Consider the following 23,874-nt stretch of genomic DNA (forward strand, 5'->3'; position numbering starts at 1 on the left):
TATTTATATTATTGGAATAACAAAAAAGGTCAAATTTTATTCAGATAATTGAAGAATAATGATTTGATATGTACACTCTTAGGCATAGACATATCGCAAGGATGAATCACTGTATGCAAACAGAAACACCGCAAGTTCAAGGGGATACACCGACCCTCCGACTTTTTGCACTATTAGAGGTGATAGCGCAAAAAGACGAGTTTATTTCTCTGCAAGGTTTAGTCGAAGAGACCGGATTGCCAAAACCCACGCTGCACCGAATGCTTCAACAGTTAGAAGCGGCGGGCATCATTCAAAGAGATGGCGACGAAAAGCACTACAGCTCAGGTATTCGACTCAGAAAACTTGCCGAAAACCTACTTTTGAATAGCACCATGCACAGCGCGCGACGCACTATCCTTGAGAACCTGAGAGCAGAAGTCGGTGAGAGTTGTAACCTGACCGCTCTTTCAAGTGGCGAAATCATCTATCTCGATCGTGCCGAAACTGAAGCCCCCCTTCGCTTTCACCTGCACCCCGGCTCTCGCGTTCCCGTGCACTGCTCGGCTACCGGCAAACTGTTTTTAGCACACATGTCTAAGTCGCAGCGCAGACGATTAATTGAAAATGTGCCGCTGACTCAATACACCGTAAACACGATTACCGACTATTCGACTCTAGAGAAAGACATCAAAGAAGCGAAAATCCAAGGTTTTGCTATTGATGACGAAGAGTTTTTACCAGGCTTAGTCTGTATCGCTGTGCTGATACCCTCACCAACAGGTCAATCAAACCTAGGCCTAGCGATACAAGCACCTGTGATTCGAGTGAAACCAGATGAAGCAATAAAATTCTTGCCCGCACTTCAAAAAGCAGCAAAAGCGCTAGCGAAGATCGAAGCTGATAATTGGAGTCAGCAGTAAGCACTTTCTTAGAGAATTTCGAAGTCCATGACTTAGCTGATCATGGATTTCGAAAGCCCTACTTTGATAGACATGATTTGGTAAACAATGCTTGCGTAAACAAGGGCTTCAAAACTATCGAATTAACGACCACAATCTGCGACCAATCAACATTTGGTCGAAGTGATCTGAACACTCGCCAACACGCACATCAGCAACACGTCTAAAGTAATCACGACAAAGGAATCACGATGCTAAACATTGATAACCAGCACTTACTCTCTTTTATGGTGACAGAAGCGAACAACGCAGTTGCAGTCACAAACCCAGCAACGGGTGAACTCATCGGGCACGCACCGGTATCATCAGAAAAAGAGTTAGCGAGCGCGATTGAACGAGCTCATGTAGCGCAAAAAGAGTGGGCAAAAATTCCTGCTAAATCTCGTGCTGCACTACTTCATCGCTGGCACCAGTTGATCCTCGAAAACAAGAATGACCTTGCTCGAATCATGACAATGGAACAGGGCAAGCCGTTAGCCGAGGCGACAGGTGAAGTCGTGTATGGCGCGAGCTTCATTGAATGGTTTGCAGAAGAAGCGAAGCGCACTTATGGTGATTCCATTCCTAGCACAGTCGCTGGCAAACGCTTGGTGACCATCAAGCAGCCTATTGGTGTCGCATGTGCGATTACGCCATGGAACTTCCCGATTGCAATGATCACTCGTAAAGCGGCTCCTGCCTTAGCAGCGGGTTGTAGCTTTGTCGTGAAACCTTCAGATGAGACACCGCTTTCTGCGTTTGCTGTGGTTGAACTGGCTTATCAAGCGGGTATCCCTAAAGATCTACTTCAAGTGGTGCTTGGTGAAAGCCCTGAACAAGTGGGCAACCTATTCACTTCGCATCCGCTGATCAAAAAAATCTCTTTCACTGGGTCGACCCGTGTGGGCAGTATTTTGATGGCTCAAGCAGCAAAAGGCATCAAACGCACCTCAATGGAACTTGGCGGTAACGCACCATTTATTGTGTTTGACGATGCCGACATCGATGCAGCCGTTCAAGGGGCAATGGCGTCGAAGTTCCGTAATGCAGGTCAAACATGTGTCTGTGCAAACCGATTCTACGTTCACAGTAAAGTGTACGATGAGTTTGTGGCTAAATTCGATCAAGCGGTTCAGCAGCTTAAGATTGGTAACGGCTTAGATGAAGGTGTCACGATTGGCCCTGTTGTCAGCCTGAACGCAAAGAACAACATCCAAGCTTTGGTAAACCGAGCGATTGAACAAGGTGCCACGCCTGTCACGCCAACTCAGGAACTTAATGGGCTTTTCATTCAACCTGTTGTTCTTAAAGATGTAAAACACAGCATGGACATCGTTCAACAAGAGATCTTTGGCCCAGTCGCGCCCGTGATGAAATTCGACACGGACGAAGAGCTTATCGAGATGGCCAACGATACGATTTATGGTTTGGCGTCTTACTTCTACAGTCAGAACATCCACCGAGTGTGGAACATTGCAGAAGCGCTTGAGTACGGTATGGTCGGCATTAATGATGGTCTAATCTCAACCGAAGTCGCGCCTTTCGGTGGTGTGAAACAATCAGGTATTGGCCGTGAAGGTGCGAAAGAAGGCATCGATGAGTACATGGACATTAAGTATCTTTGCTTTGGCGGAAAATAAGGTTGGTAGTAACTAAGTTCTGGCAGTGATTAGGGCTCGGAAATAATTAAGTCTTAGTGAGCACAAACCTGCCCCATTCTCCCCCCTTCCCACCACAAAAATGAATCAAAAAAAAGCCGCGCTATAAAAGCGCGGCACCTTGGGCTCGGTTAAAGGGGGTTTCTTTTTTTAGTATTTTACATTCTCTATTTTTGTTATTCGGTTGCTTCGCTATTCCTGTGCTTTCAGTTTTAGACGCATCGCGTGCAGTACTGGCTCGGTGTAACCGCTCGGCTGAGCACAGCCTTCGAATACCAACTGACACGCCGCTGAAAATGCAATGCTGTTTTCAAAGTCAGGCGCCATGTTACGGTAGCTCTGGTCGCCAGCGTTTTGCTCATCCACCACTGCGGCCATGCGCTTCATGGTTTTCATTACCTGAGCTTCCTCGCAAATGCCGTGACGTAACCAGTTTGCAATGTGCTGGCTTGAAATACGCAGCGTCGCTCGGTCTTCCATCAAGCCGACATCGTTAATATCAGGTACCTTCGAACAACCAACGCCTTGATCAATCCAACGAACCACGTACCCCAGAATACCTTGTGTGTTGTTATCCAGTTCACTTTGAATATCTTGCGCAGTCAGCTTTTGGTTGCCCAGTAGCGGGATAGTAAGAATATCATCAACATTGGCTCTCACTCGCTCACGAAGCTCTTTCTGACGGCTTAGTACACTCACCTTGTGATAGTGCAGCGCGTGCAAAGTCGCGGCGGTTGGAGAAGGAACCCAAGCAGTATTAGCACCCGCTTGTGGATGTCCGATTTTCGCATCCATCATCTTCGCCATGTTGTCTGGCTCTGGCCACATACCTTTACCAATCTGGGCTTTACCTTGCAGGCCACAAGCTAAGCCAAGATCAACGTTTTGATCTTCGTATGCGCCAATCCAAGTCATGGTTTTCAGCTGTGTTTTAGGAGCAAAAGGCCCCGCTTCCATACTGGTGTGAATCTCATCACCCGTTCGGTCTAAGAAACCTGTGTTGATAAACACAACACGATCTTTAGCTGCACGAATACATTCTTTAAGGTTAACCGAAGTACGACGCTCTTCGTCCATGATGCCGACTTTTATCGTGAATCGATCTAGCCCTAATGCATCTTCAATACGGCCAAACAATTCATTAGTAAAGGCGACTTCTTCAGGGCCATGCATCTTAGGTTTTACGATGTTGATACTGTTCGCAGTCGAGTTTTGGTACGCGCTGTTGCCTTTTAAATCATGCATCGCAATTAACGAAGTGATCATGCCATCCATAATGCCTTCAGGCACTTCATTACCTTCGGCATCAATAATCGCAGGGTTAGTCATCAAGTGGCCGACATTACGGATGAACAACATGCTGCGGCCTTTTAGTGAAATCTCACCACCCGTCACGCTGGTGTATTGGCGATCGGGATTAAGGTTACGAACAATAGTTTTGCCGTTTTTCTCTAGTGATTCTTGCAGATCACCTTTCATCAAGCCTAACCAGTTACGGTAAGCCAATGCTTTGTCTTCACCATCAACTGCAGCAACCGAGTCTTCGCAATCCATAATGGTTGTTAGGGCAGCTTCGACCAACACATCTTTAATACCCGCCACATCAACGCTACCAATCGGTGCGCTTGGGTCAATTTGAATTTCGATGTGCAGATTATTGTGTTTAAGAAGAATGCACGAAGGGGAACTTGCGTCACCTTGATAGCCAATGAACTGGTCGCTATCAATGAGAGTGACTTCTTCGCCGTTATCGAGTGTCGCTATGAGCTTATTGCCGATGCTAGCGTTACTGATGCTGTATTTGGTCACGTCTTTATGAGAGACACCGTTTAATGGCGCTGCATCATCAAGGAACTCACGAGCATAAGTCACTACTTTAGCGCCACGAGCAGGGTTAAAGCTTCCGCCCTTTTCCGCGCCATCACTTTCACTGATCACGTCCGTTCCGTAGAGCGCATCATATAGACTGCCCCAACGCGCATTGGCTGCGTTAAGTGCAAAGCGTGCGTTCATGATTGGCACCACAAGCTGCGGCCCTGCTTGTGTTGCGATCTCAGGTTCTACGCTGGCTGTCGTCACTTGAAAGTCATCGCCTTCAGGAACCAAATAACCGATCTGCTGTAAGAACTGTTTGTACTCTACAGGATCTAGCGTTTGCCCGGCACGCTCTTGGTGCCAAACGTCAATTTGATGTTGAAGATCTTCACGCTTGATAAGCAATGCGCGATTTTTTGGCGCCAAATCTTCAAGAATGGTTGCAAATGATTGCCAAAAGTCTTCAGCGACAATGCCTGTTCCAGGAATCACCTGCTCATTAATTAATTGGTAGAGGGTGCTATCAATGTTCAAGCTTCCCTGTTGAATACGACTGCTCATAAAATCTCTCTCAAACTAATTGATGGCTACTCAATAAATTTTCGTGACTAGCTCAAATTTACTTTACTGATTTAAACTTACTTAACGGACATGAATTTAGCTAATTTATGCCGGTTATATTGGATATTCATATAAAAAATACCCTACAAACTATGTTATTCCGTCACTCCACTCTCGATTTCGTTAGCGACACTTTTAATCAAACGACGCATCCACTGATGGTCTGGATTGGTTTGTAACAATGGACTCCACGCCATCTTCACCTCAAAGGGTTCAATCGCAAATGGCGCAGGCTTGATCAACAATCTAGGATTATTGCGCTGCAGTTGAGCTGCTTTGGTAGGAATAGTCAGGATAAGGTTCTTCTGCTGAGCGAAGAGAATCGCCGACAAATAGTGTCGAGTAAACACCGTGATGTTACGGGTTTTACCGATGCGCATTAATGCCTCATCTATCCAACCAAGCTTTTGTGCTTCACTTGGGTTTATTCCCACTCCCGTTCCCATACCTGTCTTACTTACCCAAATATGTTGTGCCTTTAAATAAGACAAAATATCGAAGTTGTCGGCGATCGGGTTGTCACAACTAAATAGGCAAGAAAACCCGTCGTGCCAGAGGCTCATCTGGTGAAACGACTGAGGAATATCGTCAAATCGGTTGATAATTATATCAACGGTACCTTGCTCTACATCCTGATAACTCACGTCACTTGGCGTCATGATATCCAGTCGTATTTTCGGTGCTATCTCACTTAACCTTTTCAGAAGAGGTTGAATAATGGTCGACTCTGCATAGTCACTCGCCATGATACGAAACACGCGTTCACTGTCTTCTGCATTAAACTCTGTGGTCGGTTGCAGTGTCTTCTCTACATTCGCCAAGATGTTTCGAATCAGTGGCTGCAACTTATGCGCGCGTTCGGTCGGTATCATCCCTTCACTTGTTCTTACTAATAGCGGGTCTTCAAACAGATCACGCAATCGGCGAAGGCCATTACTCATGGCAGGCTGAGTAATACCCAATTGATTTGCTGCTCGTGTAACGTTTCTCTCACGTAGCAACATGTCTAAATACACAAGTAAATTAAGGTCTATACGAGCAATATTCATAAGAAAAATACCGAATATAATAACTATAAATTAACAAAATTATCACATACATGATTATTATTTGTCCATGGTTAGATTTAATCCAAATCAAATGACCTCGCCAAATTGGCCAACATGTCCACGTGAAACTAAGGAATAGTTATGTCGCAAATTACACAAGATATCGAAATGATTGAAGTTGCAAAAAGCGCTGCTGGTGCTCCATGGGATGCAATTAACCCTGAATCTGCTGCTCGTATGCGAGCTCAAAACAAATTCAAAACAGGTCTGGATATTGCGCAATACACGGCAGATATCATGCGTGCAGACATGGCGGCTTACGACGAAGACAGCTCTCAATACACTCAGTCTCTGGGTTGCTGGCATGGTTTCATCGGCCAACAAAAGCTGATTTCTATTAAGAAGCACTTTGATGGCAAGACTGACCGTCGTTACCTATACCTTTCTGGTTGGATGGTTGCTGCACTTCGCTCTGACTTTGGTCCACTTCCAGACCAATCTATGCATGAGAAAACATCCGTTGCTGGCCTAGTAGAAGAGCTATACACATTCCTACGCCAAGCCGATGCTCGTGAACTGGGTGGTTTATTCCGTGAGCTAGACGCTGCGCGTGAAGCAGGCGATGTGAACCTACAAGACCGTATTCAAGACAAAATCGACAACCACGTGACACACGTAGTGCCAATCATTGCCGATATCGATGCTGGTTTCGGTAACGCAGAAGCGACTTACCTAATGGCTAAGCAGATGATTGAAGCGGGAGCTTGTTGTCTACAAATCGAAAACCAAGTAGCCGATGAGAAACAATGTGGTCACCAAGACGGCAAAGTAACGGTTCCACACGCTGACTTCCACGCAAAACTTCGTGCGCTTCGTTACGCTTTCCTTGAGCTAGGCATCGACAACGGCATCATCGTTGCTCGTACCGATTCACAAGGTGCTGGCCTAACAAAAGAAATCGCCGTAGTGAAAGAGCCGGGCGACCAAGGTGACATCTACAACTCATACCTAGATGTTGAAGAGATTGATGTTGCTGATATGGCTGAAGGCGATGTTTGTTTCAACCGTGACGGCAAGCTAGTTCGACCTAAGCGTCTACCTTCAGGTTTATACCAATTCCGCCAAGGTACTGGTGAAGATCGTTGTGTATTTGACTGTATCGAAGCAATCAATGCAGGTGCTGACCTACTTTGGATTGAGACTGAGAAACCACACATCGGTCAAATCAAAGAGATGATGGACGGCGTACGTGAAGTACACCCTAATGCGAAACTGGTTTACAACAACTCTCCATCATTCAACTGGACGCTAAACTTCCGTCAGCAAGCTTACGATGCGATGGTAGCAGAAGGTAAAGATGTTTCAGCTTACGACCGTGCAAGCCTAATGAGCGCGGAATACGATGAAACTGAACTGTCTGCAAGCGCTGACGAGAAGATCCGTACATTCCAAGCAGACGCATCACGTGAAGCGGGTATTTTCCACCACTTGATTACGCTACCGACTTACCACACTGCTGCGCTGTCTACTGACAACCTAGCGAAAGAGTACTTCGGCGACCAAGGCATGTTAGGTTACGTTGCGAATGTTCAGCGTAAAGAAATCCGCCAAGGCATCGCATGTGTTAAACACCAAAACATGTCTGGTTCTGACATGGGTGATGACCACAAAGAGTACTTTGCTGGTGAGAACGCACTAAAAGCTGCAGGTGAAGCGAATACATCGAACCAATTTGATTAATCGCTAACGCTAAAGCCTCCCCCGTCCTTCTCTCTTACTTAGGTAAGATCCGGGGGAAGGCTTTGAGATAAAGCTTGTACTGCCAGCTTTATCTCAAAGCCTCAGATTTGTGTTCCACACCACGGTTAACCGAACAACTTCTGTTTAAGCTAACTGTATACATATTTGTTCAGATTCCTATTTGTTGAGAGTGCCTATGACTTCAATACCTACACACCTACAAGATGCAAAAACACTGTTATCAGAGAATGGTTTCGCGATGGGTGATACTTGGTATCACGGCACATCTTCAGCTTTATTGGCTTCGATTCAAGGCCAAGGTTTAAAACGTTCTGGAGACAAAGCGCTCAACGAAGCAGCTTCAAAAACTATGGCAACCATCGGCAACAACTATACCGAATCGGTTGAGCCAGTGTTTCTCACTCAGAGTAAAGAACTGGCGTACTACTGGGCTCAACAAACCGTTCGTGAGCGAGGCGTTCGATTCGAAGGTGAAGAACAACCTATCGTACTAGCGGTAAACCTATCTGAAAAGCAACGCACCAAAGTAAGACCGGACGTAGGCGCAATGAGTCTATTGATGATGAGTGTGGGCGAGCAATTCATGTCTCATCTCACTGAAATTTATCAAGCCAACAACATTGCAGGCCCCGACATCGAGCTTCGCACTGCCGATCGCATGGACTACCTCAATAAACTCGGTATGGCCTACATTGATGAAGACATCAGCCGAGCTTGTGTTCAGGAGTTAGCCGAGCCCGAGCTGGCCGACTGAAATCGTTCAGTGAATCAGTCTTCTTAAAAACAAAAATGGCTCCCAATACGGAGCCATTTTTATTTGCTATCAGCCTATCTCACAAGATACAGACGCATCTAGATTATGAGCACAGAAGACCTTTCTGTGCAGGTTGCGTCATTTCGATGTCACCTTGTAGAGAACGGTAAACGATGGTGTTCCACACTTCACCATTATCCATTTCAAACTCAATAGCGTAATTCAAACCCGCGACAACCTGAGTTCGCACACTCAGGATCTGCTTGAGCTCAGCTGAAGTGTTCATTTGACCAAGAACTGCGTTTAAAGCTTGCTTAGCTTCTGGTGTAATCTCACTTTGCGACCAACCACCCGTCAGGTTTTTAGTACTGCAGATAGGGTTCGCATTCTCTTGTGGTTGAGTCGGTACCTCTGATTTCTGACTACACCCAGCTAACGCCGCGACACTAAACAAGGCTGCTATTCCAAGTAATGATGTTAATCGTACTTTCTTCATAAATTCTCTCCACCTCAATCACTCACGAGGGATCACTCGTAATAATGTTTCATATGCAGACAAGCTTAAACCTCGAATGTCATCAATTCATCAGAAATTATGGTGTAACTACTCTATAAACACAGAAGATTGTCAGGAAAACAAAGTCGAGCACTGGAGCACTGCTTTTATCCACCTGATATTTAAATCAATAGAATGGGTAGCGAAGGAATAAGCGAGTATAAGACAGATATAATGCATCAGTTAATTACATATCTCACACCAAATACATTCACGCTGCAATTAATAAGATGAGCTCATCTTGATGTGGATTATGATATTGGTTCAAAAAATAGATATTTGAAATTATTTTATAAATCCAAAAGTTTATGCTCGACTTAATCATGTCTGATTTTAAAACTGTGATCCAACCCTACAAGTTGTTGATAATAATGTATTTTGTTCATCTTTGAATTCATTCAAATATGGAAAATCTTTATTGTTGAGGGTGAGTGCAAGTAGTAAAATCTCGCCCGATTATGCAACTTACTTCTCACACCATGGACACAAGTAAAGTTACGATTGGCTCTCTCAAAGTAACGTAACTTCAAACACATACCTAAAATCAGTGTCCTATAGATAGTGCAGATCAAATAAAAATAATTATATAAACCTAGGCTAGGTTAAACATGAAATTAACGTCGTCTTTAGGCTCACTGTTGGCTAGCAGTCTGTCTATCGAAATAAAACAGCGAGCGCTGATAGAGCTCGTCATCAACACTTATCAGCCACATGAGCGCACTGAGCTTTTTCAAAACGTGACTGAATATCGTAGAAGCCAGTTAGAATTGCTTTTCCCAGAGCATCAAAACAAAAGCTACTCTGTATTGTTTGAGGTGATGGACTACCGCGATCTGATTCTGCGCTATCCAAATACACTATCTGCAGAAATTGCTCTTCTAGAACAGGCTGTAGGGCAGTGCTATATGCATTGGCTAGATTTCTGGTGTGAGTGTGAAATTGCTGCGATCAAAGCAAAATCTCCATTAAATCCAAGCTCCATTTCTCATGTCGACCTCCCTATCAATGACAGTGCTTATTACGGTGCGATCATCGAACAGATAGAACATGAGCCACTTTTGGTACAAACACCGAGTCACCCACAAGGAATGCCAATCAGCGATGCCATTGCTTTAAGCAATCTTGAGGTGTTCATCAAGGGTGAAAAATGGTTTGAGATGCTGCCTTTATTACACCTTTCTCAGGCAGGCAAGCATTTTATTCTGCTCAAACATCCAGTCGATGAAGCCTTTCCGACACTGGCTTCCTCTGCGCTGATTCAAGACTGGTCTAAGAGTGATACGTGGTTAAGTTACGCGCCCCCGTTCAGCAATGAGCAATGGCAATACTGTTTACCCAATTACGGCTACGATGAACTCGCAGGGTTACAACTTTTCACACCGCCTACACTGTCAAAATGTTACTCTCTCCCAGAATTTGACCAACAATTCCAGTTACAATTGTCCGACAAAGATGCCCTGTGTGAGGTGTTACGTCTGACAGTCAGTGGCAATACCCAACAAAAGCTCTATTTCCTCTACCTTTCTCAAAAAGAGCTGATGAGTGTGTTACACCAAATAGGCTATAAGATTGGCTTCACTATTATCGAGCAACCTTTCATGCTTCAGTTTTATCAAACCATTGATTCCAATGCATACTTCCATTCTGGATATTGCGAATTAAATGACGATGGCACGACAATTTATCGTGGATTCTGGAATTTTGAGATGATGGTAAAAGCGTTCAATAATGTCGATTTTCGAAGCTACAAACGCGCAGTGCGAGAAAGCAGAAAGTCATTAGAAAAGTCGCGCTCGGCAGGAAAAACTAGCTCGGTGAAAAAGGATGAACATGTTTGATTTCGGCCTAGAGGCGATCATCTATGCAAAAGCAATCACACTGCTTGCAACCGTGGCTGTGGTTGTCATGTGGTTGTTCTATTACTGCTATCGCCTGAAACAGAAGAACGAAGTGATCGCAGGGACACACCATGCCCCTTACATCGCCTATTCGATCTGTATTGTTGCGTGGATCAGCAGCAACGCCTACTTCCATACCGATTTATTGCCAGAACTTGGGGCCTCGGCCGCTGTGTTCGCGGCAAAGTTTGCCAACCTCGCCTCTTTCTTTGCATTTGCCTTTGCCTATTACTTCTCGTGCAAACTCGCAGCCGAACAACGTAATGGTAAGGTTCATGCATGGCAGCAAGCCATTTTTGTCACACTGACTGTCTACTCCTTCTTTATCAATTTAAGTCCGGGGTTAACCGTTGAACATGTCACGATTGCTGGCCCAAGCCAGTTCGTGATCGAGTTTGGCACACACACGCCGTACTTCTTTATCGGGATGATCAGCTTCGTTGTCCTGACGCTATTCAACCTCGTGGCCATGCGCGCCAACAGCAGCAAGCTTACCTTAGCCAAAACCAACTACATGATCGCGGGCATCTTAGTGTTCATGCTGTCTACTGCGACGATCCATCTAGGTATGACCTACTTCTTGCGTGACTTCTCACTCACTTGGCTACCACCAGCCTTGTCGATCAGTGAGATGTTGTTCGTTGGCTATGCTCTACTGACCTCTCGCTTCTATAGCGTGAAATACCTTGCGTACATGAGCCTAAATACGTTGTTGGTGTGTGCAATTTTGGTGATACCTTTTGGCGCGATATTTATCCCACTGACAGACGATAACCAATGGCTCATTGCTATACCGATCTGCGCGGTTATCGGCATCACTTGGCATTTACTCTACAAACGTGTGAGCGACTACGCCTCATTCTTTATCTACGGAAACAAGAAAACGCCAGTACAACAGATCCTCGCGCTAGAAGAGGATTTCAAGCTATCAATTGATGATGCAATGCGTCGTTTGGGTAGCCTACTGCAAATTCCAGAAGATAAGCTACGTCTAGTTAACAGCAACTATAACGAAACCTTCTACGAAGATTATCTGTCTACTAACAAGTCCGTTTTAGTGTTCGATGAGTTGTCTCAGGAGCTTGATTACACCGCACCAGCCAAGCGCTCAATCAAAGCCCTGTATGACAAGATGAGCTCCAACGATACCGCTTTGGTGATGCCTTTATTTGGTCAGGGGAAATCGGTCACGCACTTATTGGTCTCATCACATAAGAGCAACGATAAGATGTTCTCTAACGAAGAGATCTCTGCACTGCAAACCTTGTTAACTCGTGTACAAAGCACCATTGAAGCCGATAGACGCATTCGCCAAAGTCGCGCGCTTGCTAATTCTATCGCACACGAAATGCGTAACCCGCTGGCTCAAGTGCAGCTGCATTTTGAGGTGTTAAAACAGCACATTGATAACCAAGCCCCAGCTAAACAAATCCTAAAGGATATTGAGAATGGCCAAGCGGCGATTCAACGCGGGCGACAACTGATTGATATCATCCTGCGCGAAGTCAGTGACAGTACGCCTGAACACGGCCCTGTGGCCATGACCTCTATCCACAAAGCCGTAGATCAAGCCGTAAGCCACTATGGTTTTGAGAATGAAAAGATCATTGAACGCATTCGTTTACCACAACACGCTGATTTTGTAGCAAAGCTCAATGAAACCTTATTCAATTTCGTTATTTTCAACCTGATACGTAATGCAATCTATTACTTTGATTCTTATCCAGAAAGCCAAATTGAGATCAGCACCAACACAGGGCCTTACGAGAACGTTCTGATATTCCGAGATACCGGCCCTGGCATTGACGAAGCCATTGCACATAAGATCTTTGATGACTTCTTCTCTTACCAAAAAAGCGGTGGTAGCGGCCTAGGGCTTGGCTATTGCCAACGTGTGATGCGTTCATTTGGCGGCCGAGTTGAGTGCCACTCTAAACTTGGGGAGTTTACTGAGTTCCACCTGTACTTCCCGGTAGTACCCAATGCACCCAAAGCAGACGCACTTCGTACGCCTTACTTCAATGATTGGAAAAGTAATCAAACCACAACTGAAAACAAACCCAACGCAGAAGTTAAGCCAGATAACCAAGCGGAAACGCAAAGTTCAGAGCCAACAAGTACGCTAACCCCAGAGAACCATTTGGCTCCAACCGTGCTTATCGTCGATGATAAAGAAGTGCAACGCACGCTTGTTCAGATGTACCTGAGTCGACTTGGCGTAAATAGCTTACAAGCTAAAAACGGCGAGAATGCCGTCGAGCTGTTCAAAACACACAAGGTCGATTTGATCTTAATGGACGTACAAATGCCGATAATGAATGGTTTTGACGCAAGCCAAATCATCAAGGCACGCTCTCCTCAAACGCCAATCATTGCTTTGTCTGGCGAATCAGGACAGCACGAGTTAGATATGATCAGCAAGTTGATGGATGGTCGCCTAGAGAAACCAACCTCCTTGAACGTGCTGCAACACGTGCTCGATAACTGGCTTGAAAAAGACTGGGCGTCGAATGCTCCCAAAGAAACCGAAGATGAAGAGTAAATTCAGGAAAACACGAATCGCCATTTTTCCAGTTGATTACTGTCTGCCTCACAACTTTCCTTTAATTATTCATCAAAAAGCCAGCCGAACAAGGCTGGCTCTATCAGAACTAAACGCTCTAATTAATCTAAAAGTGAACGAACATAATCAGCGATTTCTTGGTTTTGGCAATGCTCAAAGAAGCATTGTTGGAAACGTTCGCTGCCAACCGATGTTTTCACTAGATCTTGGTCGATGGCTCTCAGAGAATCAATAAAGTTATCTTTTACCACCGCCGCTTTCACTTCATTCAAAATTGCTGCATTACGTTGCTGTGGTTCTGCACGCTCTAGTGGATACCCATTACCACGCTCGCCTGTGAACGCTTTTTCAAAGATATAACGAATGTTGAGTTCACCTGCCCAGCCAAAGCCTTTAGCAAAAGCGAGAGCGAGAGCATTACCGTTGTTAATTTGGTTAAACAAGAAAGCATCTGATGGCTCTAGGCAGTAACCACAAACCACCCCCGGATGCAGGTTCAGTGACATCAAAGCACCTTGGCCAGTGCCACATCCTGTCACAACAAAGTCAACAGCCTTTGAGTTAATCAGAATGCTCGCCATAATACCTAGATGAATATACGTTAAGTGGTGATCGTTCTCGTCTGTCATTCCTAGGTTGAAGACATCGTGACCAAAACCACCAGCAACTGACTCTAGTTCAGCTGATACCATAGCATTTTTGCCTGCTTGACTGTTTTCCATCATTAAAGCGATTTTCATTTATCTTCTCCTGCAAGATTGCTGCAAACTCAAAATTTAGAATAAAAAACCAACTAGCGTGCTAACCAACCACCGTCAACAGCAATGGTATAGCCATTAATGTAATCCGATGCTGATGATGCTAAGAACACACAAGGACCTGCGATATCTTGCGGTTTACCCCAACGCTCAGCCGGAATACGCTCAAGAATCGCTTGATTGCGCTCAGCATCTTCACGCAGAGCTTGAGTATTGTTCGTTTCCATATAACCGGGTGCTATCGCATTCACATTGATATTGTCGCGCGCCCATTCGTTCGCCATAGCACGTGTCACTCCCATCACAGCACTTTTTGAAGCCGTATAGGAAGGAACTCGAATGCCACCTTGGAATGAGAGCATCGATGCAATGTTAATGATCTTTCCGCCAGTACCTTGAGCCTTAAATTGCTTTGCAACAGCCTGAGACATAAAGAACACCGTCTTGGTGTTCACGTTCATTACGTCATCCCAATCTTGCTCTGAGAACTCAATAGCATCTTGGCGGCGAATAATTCCTGCATTGTTCACGAGAATGTCGACTTGGCCAAACTCAGCCAAAGTGCGCTCTATAACCCCTGGAATGCACGCTTGCTCGAGAAGATCAGCACTCACGTTTAGGAACGAATGACCTGCTGCACTCATTTTCTCAATAGTCTCTTCAGGCTCTGTTCGGTTAACACCGACAACCTTACAACCGGCTTCCGCTAGGCCTAATGCAATACCTTGCCCAAGCCCCGTGTTACAGCCCGTCACTATCGCTACTTTACCTTCCAGACTGAATGACTCTAAGATCATGCTCGCTTCCTCAATTACATTGGATTCATTGCGTATCGTTATTACCAATAATTAAATCATACAATAAGATGTAAATACGAGAGCGACGTTGTAGAAGTTCGATCTTGCACCAAAATCAGTCGAACAAGTGAAACGGCACCACAAACTAAATGAATAGGGGAAAGTGATTTGAAGACGAGAAACCTATAACCCACTATGAACAATGAGTTCGAAGATCACCCAAACCAGATATTTTAGGGATTTGGCAACAATTCCATGATTTAAAAGAGTAAAAGGGTTATACATAATAATGTGTTATCTAAATTACTGAAATTATCATGACGCTCAAAGAGATCCTTAAAATTCCCAATGTCCGCTACTTCTTGATGTTTAGAAGCAGCTACTTTGCGCGTTTTTACTACCCTATATTCACACTACTTTATTTAGATTACGGGTTAACCCTGTCTCAATTCGCGATGCTCAATGTAGTTTGGGCGGCCACCATTGTGCTTGCTGAAGTACCGTCGGGTGCATTCGCCGATACCTTAGGCCGCAAGAAACTGGTGGTGCTGTCTTCGATTGTGATGTTTGTTGAGATCGCAATGATCGCCTTAGTGCCAACCGGAAACCCCGACTTGGTGTTCATAGTCTTTCTGATTAACCGGATTCTCAGTGGCTTAGCGATGGCACTGGCCAGCGGCGCCGACGAGGCATTGGCTTACGACACCTTAAAAGAACAAGGTAATGAAGAGTTGTGGCCGCGAGTGCTGCAAATCCAGCTTCGTGTCGCCTCAACGGTCGGTATCTTTGTCACGCTGATTGGTGCGGCGATGTACGACGTGAATTTTATGACGAACATCTTTCATTTCCTTGGACTAGCCGAACCAGAAAGCACCAAAGATCTGATGCGTATTCCTGTGTTCGCCACCCTATTTGTAGCGATGATCGCCATCTATGCCGCGATTAATATGCGCGAAGAGAAAAAGCTGATGCCAAGCGACCAAACCAAATTGGCAACCACCATCTCAAGTCTTAAATTGACGATCGATGCAGGTAAATGGGTATTCGCTACGCCTTACGTGCTGTTCATCTTGCTCTACTACAGCCTATTCGAACACACCTCACGCATGTTCCTAACCATGAACAGCCAATACTATCTGGCCATTGATATTCCAATTATCTACTTTGGTTTTATTGGTGCGGGTATCAGCTTGCTTAAGATTATATTGGCAGGACAAAGCCGAAGATTAGCAGAGAGTATTGAGCCTAAAACCTTCATTGTGGTTATGGGATTGGCAAGCATGGCGACTTATTACTGGATCAGTTTAGGTTGGTCGATTTACGGAGTCATTCCGGCACTAGTATTAATCTTTATCATCATGACGATGAACATTTTCATCAGCTACCACCTGAATAAAAAAACCGAATCACACAACAGAGCCACCGTTCTTAGTTTCAAAGGTTTGATGTTTAACCTCGGATACGGTCTGATCGGTATCTTGTACGCTTACTACTATAAGTTGGTGTCTCAGGGCTACACCGAACAAGAAATAGAACAGAACCTTGCCTTCTTGGCCTCACTGTCTTCTTTTTTCTATTACTTCACCTTACTGTTCTTTTTGATCAGCGCGCTGTTCTACTTCAAGAACAGAAAAGAAGCGATTTTCTAAACAATCGATTGATGTCGAGTGACAAGTAAATGAAGCCGTTAAGGTTTACAGCGCAAGTTTTAAAGACCGAATATTCTTCAAAACCGAGCGATTCACGCAACTGACTATTGCTTATTAAAAGAACAAGTCGCTTCTTATATTGGTTTTATTTGTTAATATAATCAGCAAATTACATAACACATGGACGCGTCATGTCTTTTAGTTGGATAGCCTTTACTCTCCTTGCTGCCTTTAGCCAATCTTGGCGCAATGCCTTTCAAAGTAAATTAAGTGGCACCATGAGCGTGGCTGGCGTGACGTTGGCGCGTTTTATTTGGGCTGGCCCAATCGCCCTTATTTACCTCTACACCCTCTATCAATGGCAGCCAGTCTCCGCACCGGATTTTTCGGGTGAGTTTGTTTTCTATATTGTTGCTGCCGCCATCATGCAGATCCTCGCGACCGGCTTAATGGTGATGCTGTTCAAGCTCGAAAACTATGCGATAGGCGCAGGCTTAGCCAAGTGTGAAGCCCCCGTATCTGCTGTGCTATCCGTATTGTTTTTTGGTACTGCTTTGACACTAACAGGTTGGGTCGGCGTACTTATTGGTACTTTAGGCGTGCTAATCATGAGTAGCGCTTCTGGCTGGCGAAGCTTGTCCCCGAAAGTGTTCTTATTAGGTATGGCGTGTAGCACCGCCTTTGCTTTAACGTCTCTTTGGGTACGGGAAGCAAGTTTGAGCATAGGGTTGCCCTTCCCTCATAGCGCTGCTTGGGTGCTGTTCCTCGTCATTTCCCTTCAGACAGTGATTATCTGTACGTATCTCTTTTTCAGAGAACGCGACACGCTGCGCCTGATATTCAAGAAGTCGAAACTAGTCATCATGACAAGCTTAGCGAGTGTTATCGGTTCTCTGGGTTGGTTTAGCGCGATGTCGCTTCAAGCCGTGCCGTACGTAAAGACACTCGGGCAAGTCGAAGTGATCTTCATGGTGTTGATATCCTATTTCTGGTTAGGGCAAAGCATCGCGCGCAAAGACATTCTTGCGCTCATCTTGCTTTCTATCGCAGCAGTATTGGTTATGTGGCAGTGACGAGCTCGTTAATATGACTAGGACAAATTGAAGTCATATTGCGACCGTTTGTTTTCGCTTGATATAACGCTTTGTCGGCTCGGCTAATAAACCCATTCCAACTCTCATGCGGGTGAAGCTGAGCAACACCAAAACTCGATGTCAGAAACATCTCATGTTCTTGTACTGCTGATACCTCTGAAATAGACAATCGTAACTTGCAGGCAATAACCTGAGCTTGTTGGAAATCGACATTAGGCAATAAAATCATTATCTCGTCTCCGCCAAAACGAAACGCACTGGCTTTAGGCGATGTTTTTATCGCACTTTGAACCACTTCAGCAAAAGACTTGATCACGAGATCACCCACAATGTGTCCGTGTTGGTCATTGATCGACTTAAAATTATCAATATCCATCATAATGGCACTGACAGGTGTACTCCCCGCCTGCTTCATGATGACTGGTACCATTTCATCTAATGCTCTGCGGTTTCCAAGTGCCGTTAAAGGGTCACTGTAAGATAGGTCATGAATAGACCTAAGCAACCTTGCATTAATCAACCAGAGCATCGTGAAGCTCATCGATACGATAAGAACAATACTCACTAAAAAGGCAAGCTGATGAATGAGTGCAGCCGCCATGAAATCCTGCAACTCAGCTGAAAATAGCGTCACCATTACTCGGAAAGCCATAAACCCGCCATATATCAAAAATGACAAGGCCATCATCCGAGTTGCTAAGGTCAAGTCATCACGTTGACCCTTCAATACCGCAAAAGCAGTGCAAAGAGTCACAAAGGCTAAATAGAAACTAATGAGGATGATTCGAGCCTTGATGGAAGGTTCGTAGTACGTGAAATAAATAAAACATGGTAAAAGAGCCAACATCATCAGACTGCTGAGGTAGGTGCATTTTAGGGAATATTCTCGGAATAAGCATAAGCTATACAAAGCGAGATGAAAGCCAAGCGCAATAACCATGTTGGCGCCAATAACAGTGATCCAATCAGGGAGTTCCCCTCTTAGGCTCAACATCAACGGCCCACTTCCAATAACAAATATTGAAATGGAAAAAATTGAAAGCCCTTTAATGGACTGTTGGGTAAATTGGAACAGCAACAAGCCAATGCAGTAAATGAAAGAGAACAAAATAATAATAAAATTAAGTGTTCTCATATCCAGCGAAAAACCATCCATGATTTACTCTCTTCCCTAAGCCAATTAAATCACAATATGGTCAATAATTATCTAAACCATAAATTTATTCACTATATGAATCATTACACTTTGTAAAATAGGGGATGTGTCACATATGGGGAGATCGGTATCGCATGAGTCCATGACATGGATAGGCATGTAAAACTCGCCCCCCATATGGCTTCATAGCATCACTGAATCTACAGGCTTCTGCACTCGTTACTTGGTTGAATGACGACTGTCTGGCATTATGCGCCCAAGAAATCTCTAGGGGCTGTTGACCTTAGTTATTATACAGCAAAGAATGAACGAAGGTAGTCAGTGGTAGAAAACAGCCAACAATTAAGTGACCGTTACGACGAACATGGTTACTTTGTTATCAGAAATTATTTCAATGAAGCTCAAATTGCATCGCTTAGAAAAGTCGTGCTGAAATTTCATGAATCATGGAAAGCAGACAACGAAGAATTCTATAAAGAAGAAGCATTTAACTCGTCTTTAATTACGGGAAGCGAGTATTTGCCTGCCGACGATAGAAGCGTGCTTTTCGACTTCATCAGCTCGAAACAAGTGATGGATGTGGTTGATGCGGTGATTCCGAACAAGCCGGCATTCATGAATACACAGCTGTTCTTCAACCCAGTAAACCCGCAGCAAAAAGACTTCTGGCATCGTGACTGTCAATACGACTACGACATTGATGACCAGATGAAAGTCATCATGGAAACCCAAGTATTGCATCTGCGAGTGCCCCTTTTTGATGAGCCCGGCATGGAACTTATCCCCGGCACGCACAAACGTTGGGATAACGAAGAAGAGTACAATGTTCGCCAAGAAGAAAACGGCAAAGTGAGCAGCGATGACATCTCTGGTGGTAAGCAGATACCGTTAGCCGCAGGTGACTTATTGGTGTTTTCAGCGGATATGATCCACCGAGGCCGATATGGCTTGGATCGTTTGGCTTTGGATATTTTGATCTTCGATTCGGCGGCAGACTATGTCGACTACGTTGATGACGACTGTTTACCGACGCCAGCTATGTTAAGCAATATTAGCGACCCAAGGTTGTTTATGAACACGCTACACTTAAAATCAATGCAGTACTCATAATCCATAAAGGTGCCCAAACTATGACTGACACTAAGCAAAATACCCGAATTAGCCAGTTCCGTTTCGGTCAGCCAAAAGAATCTCTCAAGTTAGAACATGTCGCTTTAGGGGTACTAGACAAAGATAAAGTTCGCGTACAAATTGAAGCGACTAACATCAACCCTAGTGATCTGTTGTCGATTTATGGTGTGGGCCAATACAAACATAGCCATCAGCCGCCGAGAGTACCGGGATTTGAAGCGGTAGGAAGGATTGTAGAATCCAGCAGTGCTGAGTTTATAGTGAATCAACGAGTGCTTGTGGCAACCAGTGGAACATGGCAGAACTATGTCGATGTATCACCAGATGATCTGTTCCAAATTCCTCAACATTTAGACAATGGCTACGCCTGTCAGTTGTACATTAATGCGCTAACCGCATGGGTGCTAACGACAGAAATAGCCAAGCTGACCCAAGAGGATGTGTTGATCATCAACGCGGGCAGTTCAGCCATCGGTAAGATCTTCTCCCAGTTATCAGCATCACTCGGCTTCAACATCATTGTCGTTACATCACAGCAGACACAATACCCTGCCACTTCCTGTTGGGTGATAGATGCGAACGCTGATCTAGTTTCTCAAATTAAGGCATTAGGCTTGCCTATGCCAACCGTTGCCTTTGATGCGATTGGCGGCTCACCCGGAACCGATCTTGTTCACACCCTTGGCAACAACGGGCGCTTTATCAACTATGGGACGCTGTCGTTGGATTTTTACGAGCCACGCTTCTTTGAGTACGCGAAAAACCAACACATCGATTTCAGCACCTTCTTCTTGCGTTATTGGGAGGAAGCAGAAGGTAAAGATGTTCGCCGTGATAAGTTCACGACCATGCTAGATCACTTCATCACAAACGACATTCAGCTCGACGTTGACCGCTATCTACCATTCGATGAAGTGCAAACCGCGATTGATCTCATTGAATCGAAAACCACACGCCTAGAGGGCAAGATCATCTTACTGCCACAGTAAGTGAGAGTTGGACGATATATACCTTGTTTATTTCAACAGGCAAGACGTTCAACAGCTTACAAGCGTGCTTGTTAATACACCATCGCTTAGGAAGTTTGATTAAAGAAATCGAAGATTGAAAAGATAGCGAAGAGTTGTGGTGCATTTCTCCATAACTTAAGTGGTTACGAGATGGTCATGAATCACATTTATTTGAAACATCAATTAGTTATATCATTATAAATATGATACTGATCACCCATAAGATAACCTCGATTCTATATGGTAGCGTCATACTTAAAACCACGATGTGAACATACTTATGAAAAGACACATACTATCAAGCGCCATCCTACTCTCTCTAGCCTTTCCCACCTTTGCAGCTGATGGCGATATACACGATGTCACGATACTGGGTACTTCAGATATCCACGGTCATTTTATGGCGTGGGATTACGCGGCAGATAAACTCAACACTCGTGGTAGCTTGAGCCAAATCGCGACCAAAGTTGGTGAGATCCGCAAAAAGCAATCTAACATTATCCTTGTCGACGCTGGCGATACCATCCAAGGCAACTTCGTAGAAACCTTCAAAGACGAGCCCGTTGATCCAATGATGCTTGGCTTTAATCACATGAAATACGATGTGTGGGTTTTAGGTAACCACGAATTCGACTTTGGCCTCAAAACCCTCAACAGGGCCGTTACCCAATTTAAAGGGCAGTCTCTCGGTGGCAACATCAAGAACAAAAACGGAAACCCATTCCTGCCTGGTTACACCATCCTAGAACGCGGTAGCATTAAGATCGGCGTGATCGGAATGGATACCCCAATGACGGAGGTCTTTGCGCAAGGTACCAACCGTTTAGAAGGCGTCACTTTCACTAATCCAACCTTGGAAGTGAAGAAAATCGTCAAAGAGATTGATGATAAAGTGGATGCCATCATATTGGTTGCCCATATGGGAATTGAGAACGAGAATGACATTGCCGACACCGGTGTCACCGACATTGCCAATGCAAACCCAGAGCTTGATGCCATCGTCGCTGGCCACATGCACACTCGCATCGATAAAGCCGTTGTAAATGGCGTTATTATTACTGAACCCGACAGATATGGCCGCGCCCTATCTCGTATCGATCTTCAATTTGAAGAGCGCGATGGCACATTCACTCTCGTCAACAAAGACAGCTTCACCTATAAAATTAAAGGTATCGACTCTGATGAGAATATGGACGAGCTATACCAGCCTTATCACAAACAACTCCGAGAAATGGCGAACAGACCTGTCGCTCAGCTTACCGGCGTTGATTTAGTCCCTGAAAATGAAATCCGCGGTATCCCTCAAGTCCACGTTCAAGACACAGGCATCAGTGCGCTATACCAAGAAGCGAGCTTCTTCTATGCACCCAAAGCCAATGTCATTGCACTTCAAATAGACAACGACAATGCAGAGCTCGATGTTGGCCCAATCAAAGCCAAAGACATCGCGTACAACTACCAATACGCAGGTGGCGAAATCACTGTCTACCAGATGACAGGAAAAGAGTTAAGAACCTACATGGAATGGTCTGCGGGCTACTTCAACTCAGTGCAACCCGGTGATGTGACCTACAGCTTTAACCCTGAACGCAGAGCATCAAAATACTCAACCAATGACTTCTTCGCGGGCGTGACTTATACCATCGACCTCACTCAGCCTGCAGGTACACGCATCACCAACCTCGCGTTTGCAGATGGCACACCGGTTACTGATCAAACAGAAATCCGTATTGGTATGAATAGCTATCGAATGGGTCATCTAACCAAGAAAGGCGGCGTGCTAGAAGGTGAATCGTTCCCTGTACTCTTTGATACGGAAGCAGAGTATGGAGAAGAAGCAGGCACAATCCGTAATATGACCATCAAGTATCTCAAAGAAGAAAAGAACGGTCAGTATGAAGGTAAAACTCAGCAGCGATGGGCACTTTCTGGTTTAGAGAGCCGTTACAATGAACAACGAGAGATAGTGAAGTCATTGATTAATGATGAAACCATATCAATCCCGACCAGTGACGATGGCCGCTACACAAACATCGCTTCTATCAACGTAAAAGAACTGATGTTCAAATCTGACGAAGCCAAACAAACAGCCATAACCACACGCGAAAAGAAACTGGCGCAGGCGACTGAGCAAGAGAGCAAACAGATCAAACGCGAAATCACTCTGATTGAAGCGCTCAATTAATCCCTGACCTCAACTAATAGCGACTTAACGACGCTTAGAGCGTGGTTAGGTCGTTGTCGTTCCCATCTTCCAACACCACATCTGTACTGAGTAAAACGGTTAATATTGGTGAATGAGCCACAAAGGCTAACTCATAATTGGACAGGAATGCGTTAGAGCTAAAGCTCGAAGTCGTCTACTTCGGATAATCTGAATTTGGGCAAAGTTAAGTAGACGACTTTGTTGTTCGAGAGTGTTGGTTACTGCCGCAGCCCAATATGCTTATTGCCTATTAACGACGAGAAAGCTCATGTGCGTTAAGCCTACGAGCCAAAGTAGTTAGCTTCACCTTCCAGCCACTGAGCATCAACCACGTTACCTACAACAGCATTGACCCATGCATTTTCAAACTCTGTACCACTGCGTCTGTTGTTTTTTTGAACCACCCCTTGCTTGACAGATATATAGTTCGCCTCATAAGCATGGTCACAACCAAACTTGGGCTTTGTTGCGTAATTCA

Annotated in this window: 17 protein-coding genes and 1 pseudogene; 11 read left to right on the plus strand and 7 right to left on the minus strand. The window is 44.8% G+C overall.

From position 1 onward, the window contains the following. Positions 1 to 113: 113 nt before the first annotated feature. Positions 114 to 902 carry an IclR family transcriptional regulator gene (locus AB4351_RS20860; RefSeq protein WP_372127037.1) on the plus strand — a complete coding sequence of 263 codons (789 nt, stop codon included), beginning with the start codon at positions 114 to 116 and terminating at the stop codon, positions 900 to 902. A 230-nt stretch (positions 903 to 1,132) separates the two neighbouring features. Continuing rightward, positions 1,133 to 2,560 (plus strand): NAD-dependent succinate-semialdehyde dehydrogenase, encoded by a 1,428-nt coding sequence (locus AB4351_RS20865; protein ID WP_372127039.1) that lies wholly within the window; start codon positions 1,133 to 1,135, stop codon positions 2,558 to 2,560. Between the two features lie 210 nt (positions 2,561 to 2,770). On the opposite strand, the gene AB4351_RS20870 is transcribed toward AB4351_RS20865, so the two are convergent. Next, positions 2,771 to 4,954, minus strand: coding sequence for a malate synthase G (locus AB4351_RS20870; RefSeq protein WP_372127041.1), 2,184 nt, complete (start codon positions 4,952 to 4,954; stop codon positions 2,771 to 2,773). Between the two features lie 155 nt (positions 4,955 to 5,109). Next, positions 5,110 to 6,063, minus strand: coding sequence for a LysR family transcriptional regulator (locus AB4351_RS20875; protein WP_012600244.1), 954 nt, complete (start codon positions 6,061 to 6,063; stop codon positions 5,110 to 5,112). 141 nt (positions 6,064 to 6,204) lie between these two features. Here AB4351_RS20875 and AB4351_RS20880 point away from each other — a divergent pair, with 141 nt between their 5' ends. Both AB4351_RS20880 and AB4351_RS20885 read left to right on the plus strand, forming a co-directional pair. After that, positions 6,205 to 7,803: an isocitrate lyase gene (locus AB4351_RS20880; RefSeq protein WP_012600243.1), complete on the plus strand. Its 1,599-nt coding sequence runs from the start codon at positions 6,205 to 6,207 to the stop codon at positions 7,801 to 7,803. 196 nt (positions 7,804 to 7,999) lie between these two features. Next, complete coding sequence (locus AB4351_RS20885; RefSeq protein ID WP_372127043.1) at positions 8,000 to 8,578, plus strand: hypothetical protein; 579 nt, start codon at positions 8,000 to 8,002, stop codon at positions 8,576 to 8,578. 103 nt (positions 8,579 to 8,681) lie between these two features. Here AB4351_RS20885 and AB4351_RS20890 read toward each other — a convergent pair whose 3' ends face one another. Then, complete coding sequence (locus tag AB4351_RS20890; RefSeq protein ID WP_372057262.1) at positions 8,682 to 9,074, minus strand: cystatin domain-containing protein; 393 nt, start codon at positions 9,072 to 9,074, stop codon at positions 8,682 to 8,684. A 668-nt stretch (positions 9,075 to 9,742) separates the two neighbouring features. Between AB4351_RS20890 and AB4351_RS20895 the strand changes: the two genes are divergently transcribed. Both AB4351_RS20895 and AB4351_RS20900 read left to right on the plus strand, forming a co-directional pair. Beyond that, entirely contained in the window at positions 9,743 to 10,972 is a 1,230-nt protein-coding gene (locus tag AB4351_RS20895; protein WP_372127044.1) for an acyl-homoserine-lactone synthase, read from the plus strand. Continuing rightward, positions 10,965 to 13,574: a response regulator gene (locus tag AB4351_RS20900; protein ID WP_372127046.1), complete on the plus strand. Its 2,610-nt coding sequence runs from the start codon at positions 10,965 to 10,967 to the stop codon at positions 13,572 to 13,574. The genes AB4351_RS20895 and AB4351_RS20900 overlap by 8 nt, the downstream gene beginning before the upstream one ends. Positions 13,575 to 13,696: 122 nt before the next feature. Here AB4351_RS20900 and AB4351_RS20905 read toward each other — a convergent pair whose 3' ends face one another. Both AB4351_RS20905 and kduD read right to left on the minus strand, forming a co-directional pair. Continuing rightward, positions 13,697 to 14,335: an RpiB/LacA/LacB family sugar-phosphate isomerase gene (locus AB4351_RS20905; protein ID WP_372127047.1), complete on the minus strand. Its 639-nt coding sequence runs from the start codon at positions 14,333 to 14,335 to the stop codon at positions 13,697 to 13,699. Between the two features lie 53 nt (positions 14,336 to 14,388). Beyond that, positions 14,389 to 15,150 (minus strand): 2-dehydro-3-deoxy-D-gluconate 5-dehydrogenase KduD, encoded by a 762-nt coding sequence (gene kduD / locus AB4351_RS20910; RefSeq protein WP_017067926.1) that lies wholly within the window; start codon positions 15,148 to 15,150, stop codon positions 14,389 to 14,391. A 317-nt stretch (positions 15,151 to 15,467) separates the two neighbouring features. Between kduD and AB4351_RS20915 the strand changes: the two genes are divergently transcribed. Together AB4351_RS20915 and AB4351_RS20920 are read left to right on the plus strand one after the other, a co-directional pair. Next, positions 15,468 to 16,799, plus strand: coding sequence for an MFS transporter (locus tag AB4351_RS20915; RefSeq protein ID WP_372127049.1), 1,332 nt, complete (start codon positions 15,468 to 15,470; stop codon positions 16,797 to 16,799). A gap of 191 nt (positions 16,800 to 16,990) precedes the next feature. Then, a complete protein-coding gene (locus AB4351_RS20920; RefSeq protein ID WP_017064271.1) occupies positions 16,991 to 17,872 on the plus strand; it encodes a DMT family transporter in 882 nt (293 codons plus the stop codon). Here the strand turns inward: AB4351_RS20920 and AB4351_RS20925 are convergent. Further along, positions 17,859 to 19,049, minus strand: a complete 1,191-nt coding sequence (locus AB4351_RS20925; protein WP_372127050.1) for a GGDEF domain-containing protein — start codon at positions 19,047 to 19,049, stop codon at positions 17,859 to 17,861. The genes AB4351_RS20920 and AB4351_RS20925 overlap by 14 nt on opposite strands. Before the next feature lie 321 nt (positions 19,050 to 19,370). Here AB4351_RS20925 and AB4351_RS20930 point away from each other — a divergent pair, with 321 nt between their 5' ends. The 3 genes from AB4351_RS20930 to AB4351_RS20940 all read left to right on the plus strand — a co-directional run bounded on the left by AB4351_RS20930 (position 19,371) and on the right by AB4351_RS20940 (position 23,375). After that, on the plus strand, positions 19,371 to 20,159 hold the full coding sequence (locus tag AB4351_RS20930) for a phytanoyl-CoA dioxygenase family protein (RefSeq protein ID WP_017059991.1): 789 nt from the start codon (positions 19,371 to 19,373) through the stop codon (positions 20,157 to 20,159). A 20-nt stretch (positions 20,160 to 20,179) separates the two neighbouring features. Continuing rightward, positions 20,180 to 21,169 (plus strand): zinc-dependent alcohol dehydrogenase family protein, encoded by a 990-nt coding sequence (locus AB4351_RS20935; protein WP_017059992.1) that lies wholly within the window; start codon positions 20,180 to 20,182, stop codon positions 21,167 to 21,169. 301 nt (positions 21,170 to 21,470) lie between these two features. Beyond that, positions 21,471 to 23,375 carry a bifunctional UDP-sugar hydrolase/5'-nucleotidase gene (locus AB4351_RS20940; RefSeq protein ID WP_372127052.1) on the plus strand — a complete coding sequence of 635 codons (1,905 nt, stop codon included), beginning with the start codon at positions 21,471 to 21,473 and terminating at the stop codon, positions 23,373 to 23,375. Positions 23,376 to 23,677: 302 nt separating this feature from the next. Here AB4351_RS20940 and AB4351_RS20945 read toward each other — a convergent pair. Further along, positions 23,678 to 23,874, minus strand: a pseudogene (locus AB4351_RS20945) (hypothetical protein); the annotation flags it as partial.

This window comes from Vibrio sp. 10N.261.51.F11, from assembly GCF_041471665.1.
GTDB classification, from domain to species: Bacteria; Pseudomonadota; Gammaproteobacteria; order Enterobacterales; family Vibrionaceae; genus Vibrio; species Vibrio crassostreae_C.

Bases quoted from the DNA above. Each gene is read 5' to 3' on its own strand.
- kduD (WP_017067926.1), bottom strand. From the start codon at position 15,150: ATGATCTTAGAGTCATTCAGTCTGGAAGGTAAAGTAGCGATAGTGACG.
- AB4351_RS20925 (WP_372127050.1), bottom strand. From the start codon at position 19,049: ATGGATGGTTTTTCGCTGGATATGAGAACACTTAATTTTATTATTATT.
- AB4351_RS20905 (WP_372127047.1), bottom strand. From the start codon at position 14,335: ATGAAAATCGCTTTAATGATGGAAAACAGTCAAGCAGGCAAAAATGCT.
- AB4351_RS20870 (WP_372127041.1), bottom strand. From the start codon at position 4,954: ATGAGCAGTCGTATTCAACAGGGAAGCTTGAACATTGATAGCACCCTC.
- AB4351_RS20865 (WP_372127039.1), top strand. From the start codon at position 1,133: ATGCTAAACATTGATAACCAGCACTTACTCTCTTTTATGGTGACAGAA.
- AB4351_RS20935 (WP_017059992.1), top strand. From the start codon at position 20,180: ATGACTGACACTAAGCAAAATACCCGAATTAGCCAGTTCCGTTTCGGT.
- AB4351_RS20885 (WP_372127043.1), top strand. From the start codon at position 8,000: ATGACTTCAATACCTACACACCTACAAGATGCAAAAACACTGTTATCA.
- AB4351_RS20900 (WP_372127046.1), top strand. From the start codon at position 10,965: ATGTTTGATTTCGGCCTAGAGGCGATCATCTATGCAAAAGCAATCACA.
- AB4351_RS20920 (WP_017064271.1), top strand. From the start codon at position 16,991: ATGTCTTTTAGTTGGATAGCCTTTACTCTCCTTGCTGCCTTTAGCCAA.
- AB4351_RS20880 (WP_012600243.1), top strand. From the start codon at position 6,205: ATGTCGCAAATTACACAAGATATCGAAATGATTGAAGTTGCAAAAAGC.
- AB4351_RS20915 (WP_372127049.1), top strand. From the start codon at position 15,468: ATGACGCTCAAAGAGATCCTTAAAATTCCCAATGTCCGCTACTTCTTG.
- AB4351_RS20860 (WP_372127037.1), top strand. From the start codon at position 114: ATGCAAACAGAAACACCGCAAGTTCAAGGGGATACACCGACCCTCCGA.
- AB4351_RS20875 (WP_012600244.1), bottom strand. From the start codon at position 6,063: ATGAATATTGCTCGTATAGACCTTAATTTACTTGTGTATTTAGACATG.
- AB4351_RS20890 (WP_372057262.1), bottom strand. From the start codon at position 9,074: ATGAAGAAAGTACGATTAACATCATTACTTGGAATAGCAGCCTTGTTT.
- AB4351_RS20895 (WP_372127044.1), top strand. From the start codon at position 9,743: ATGAAATTAACGTCGTCTTTAGGCTCACTGTTGGCTAGCAGTCTGTCT.
- AB4351_RS20940 (WP_372127052.1), top strand. From the start codon at position 21,471: ATGAAAAGACACATACTATCAAGCGCCATCCTACTCTCTCTAGCCTTT.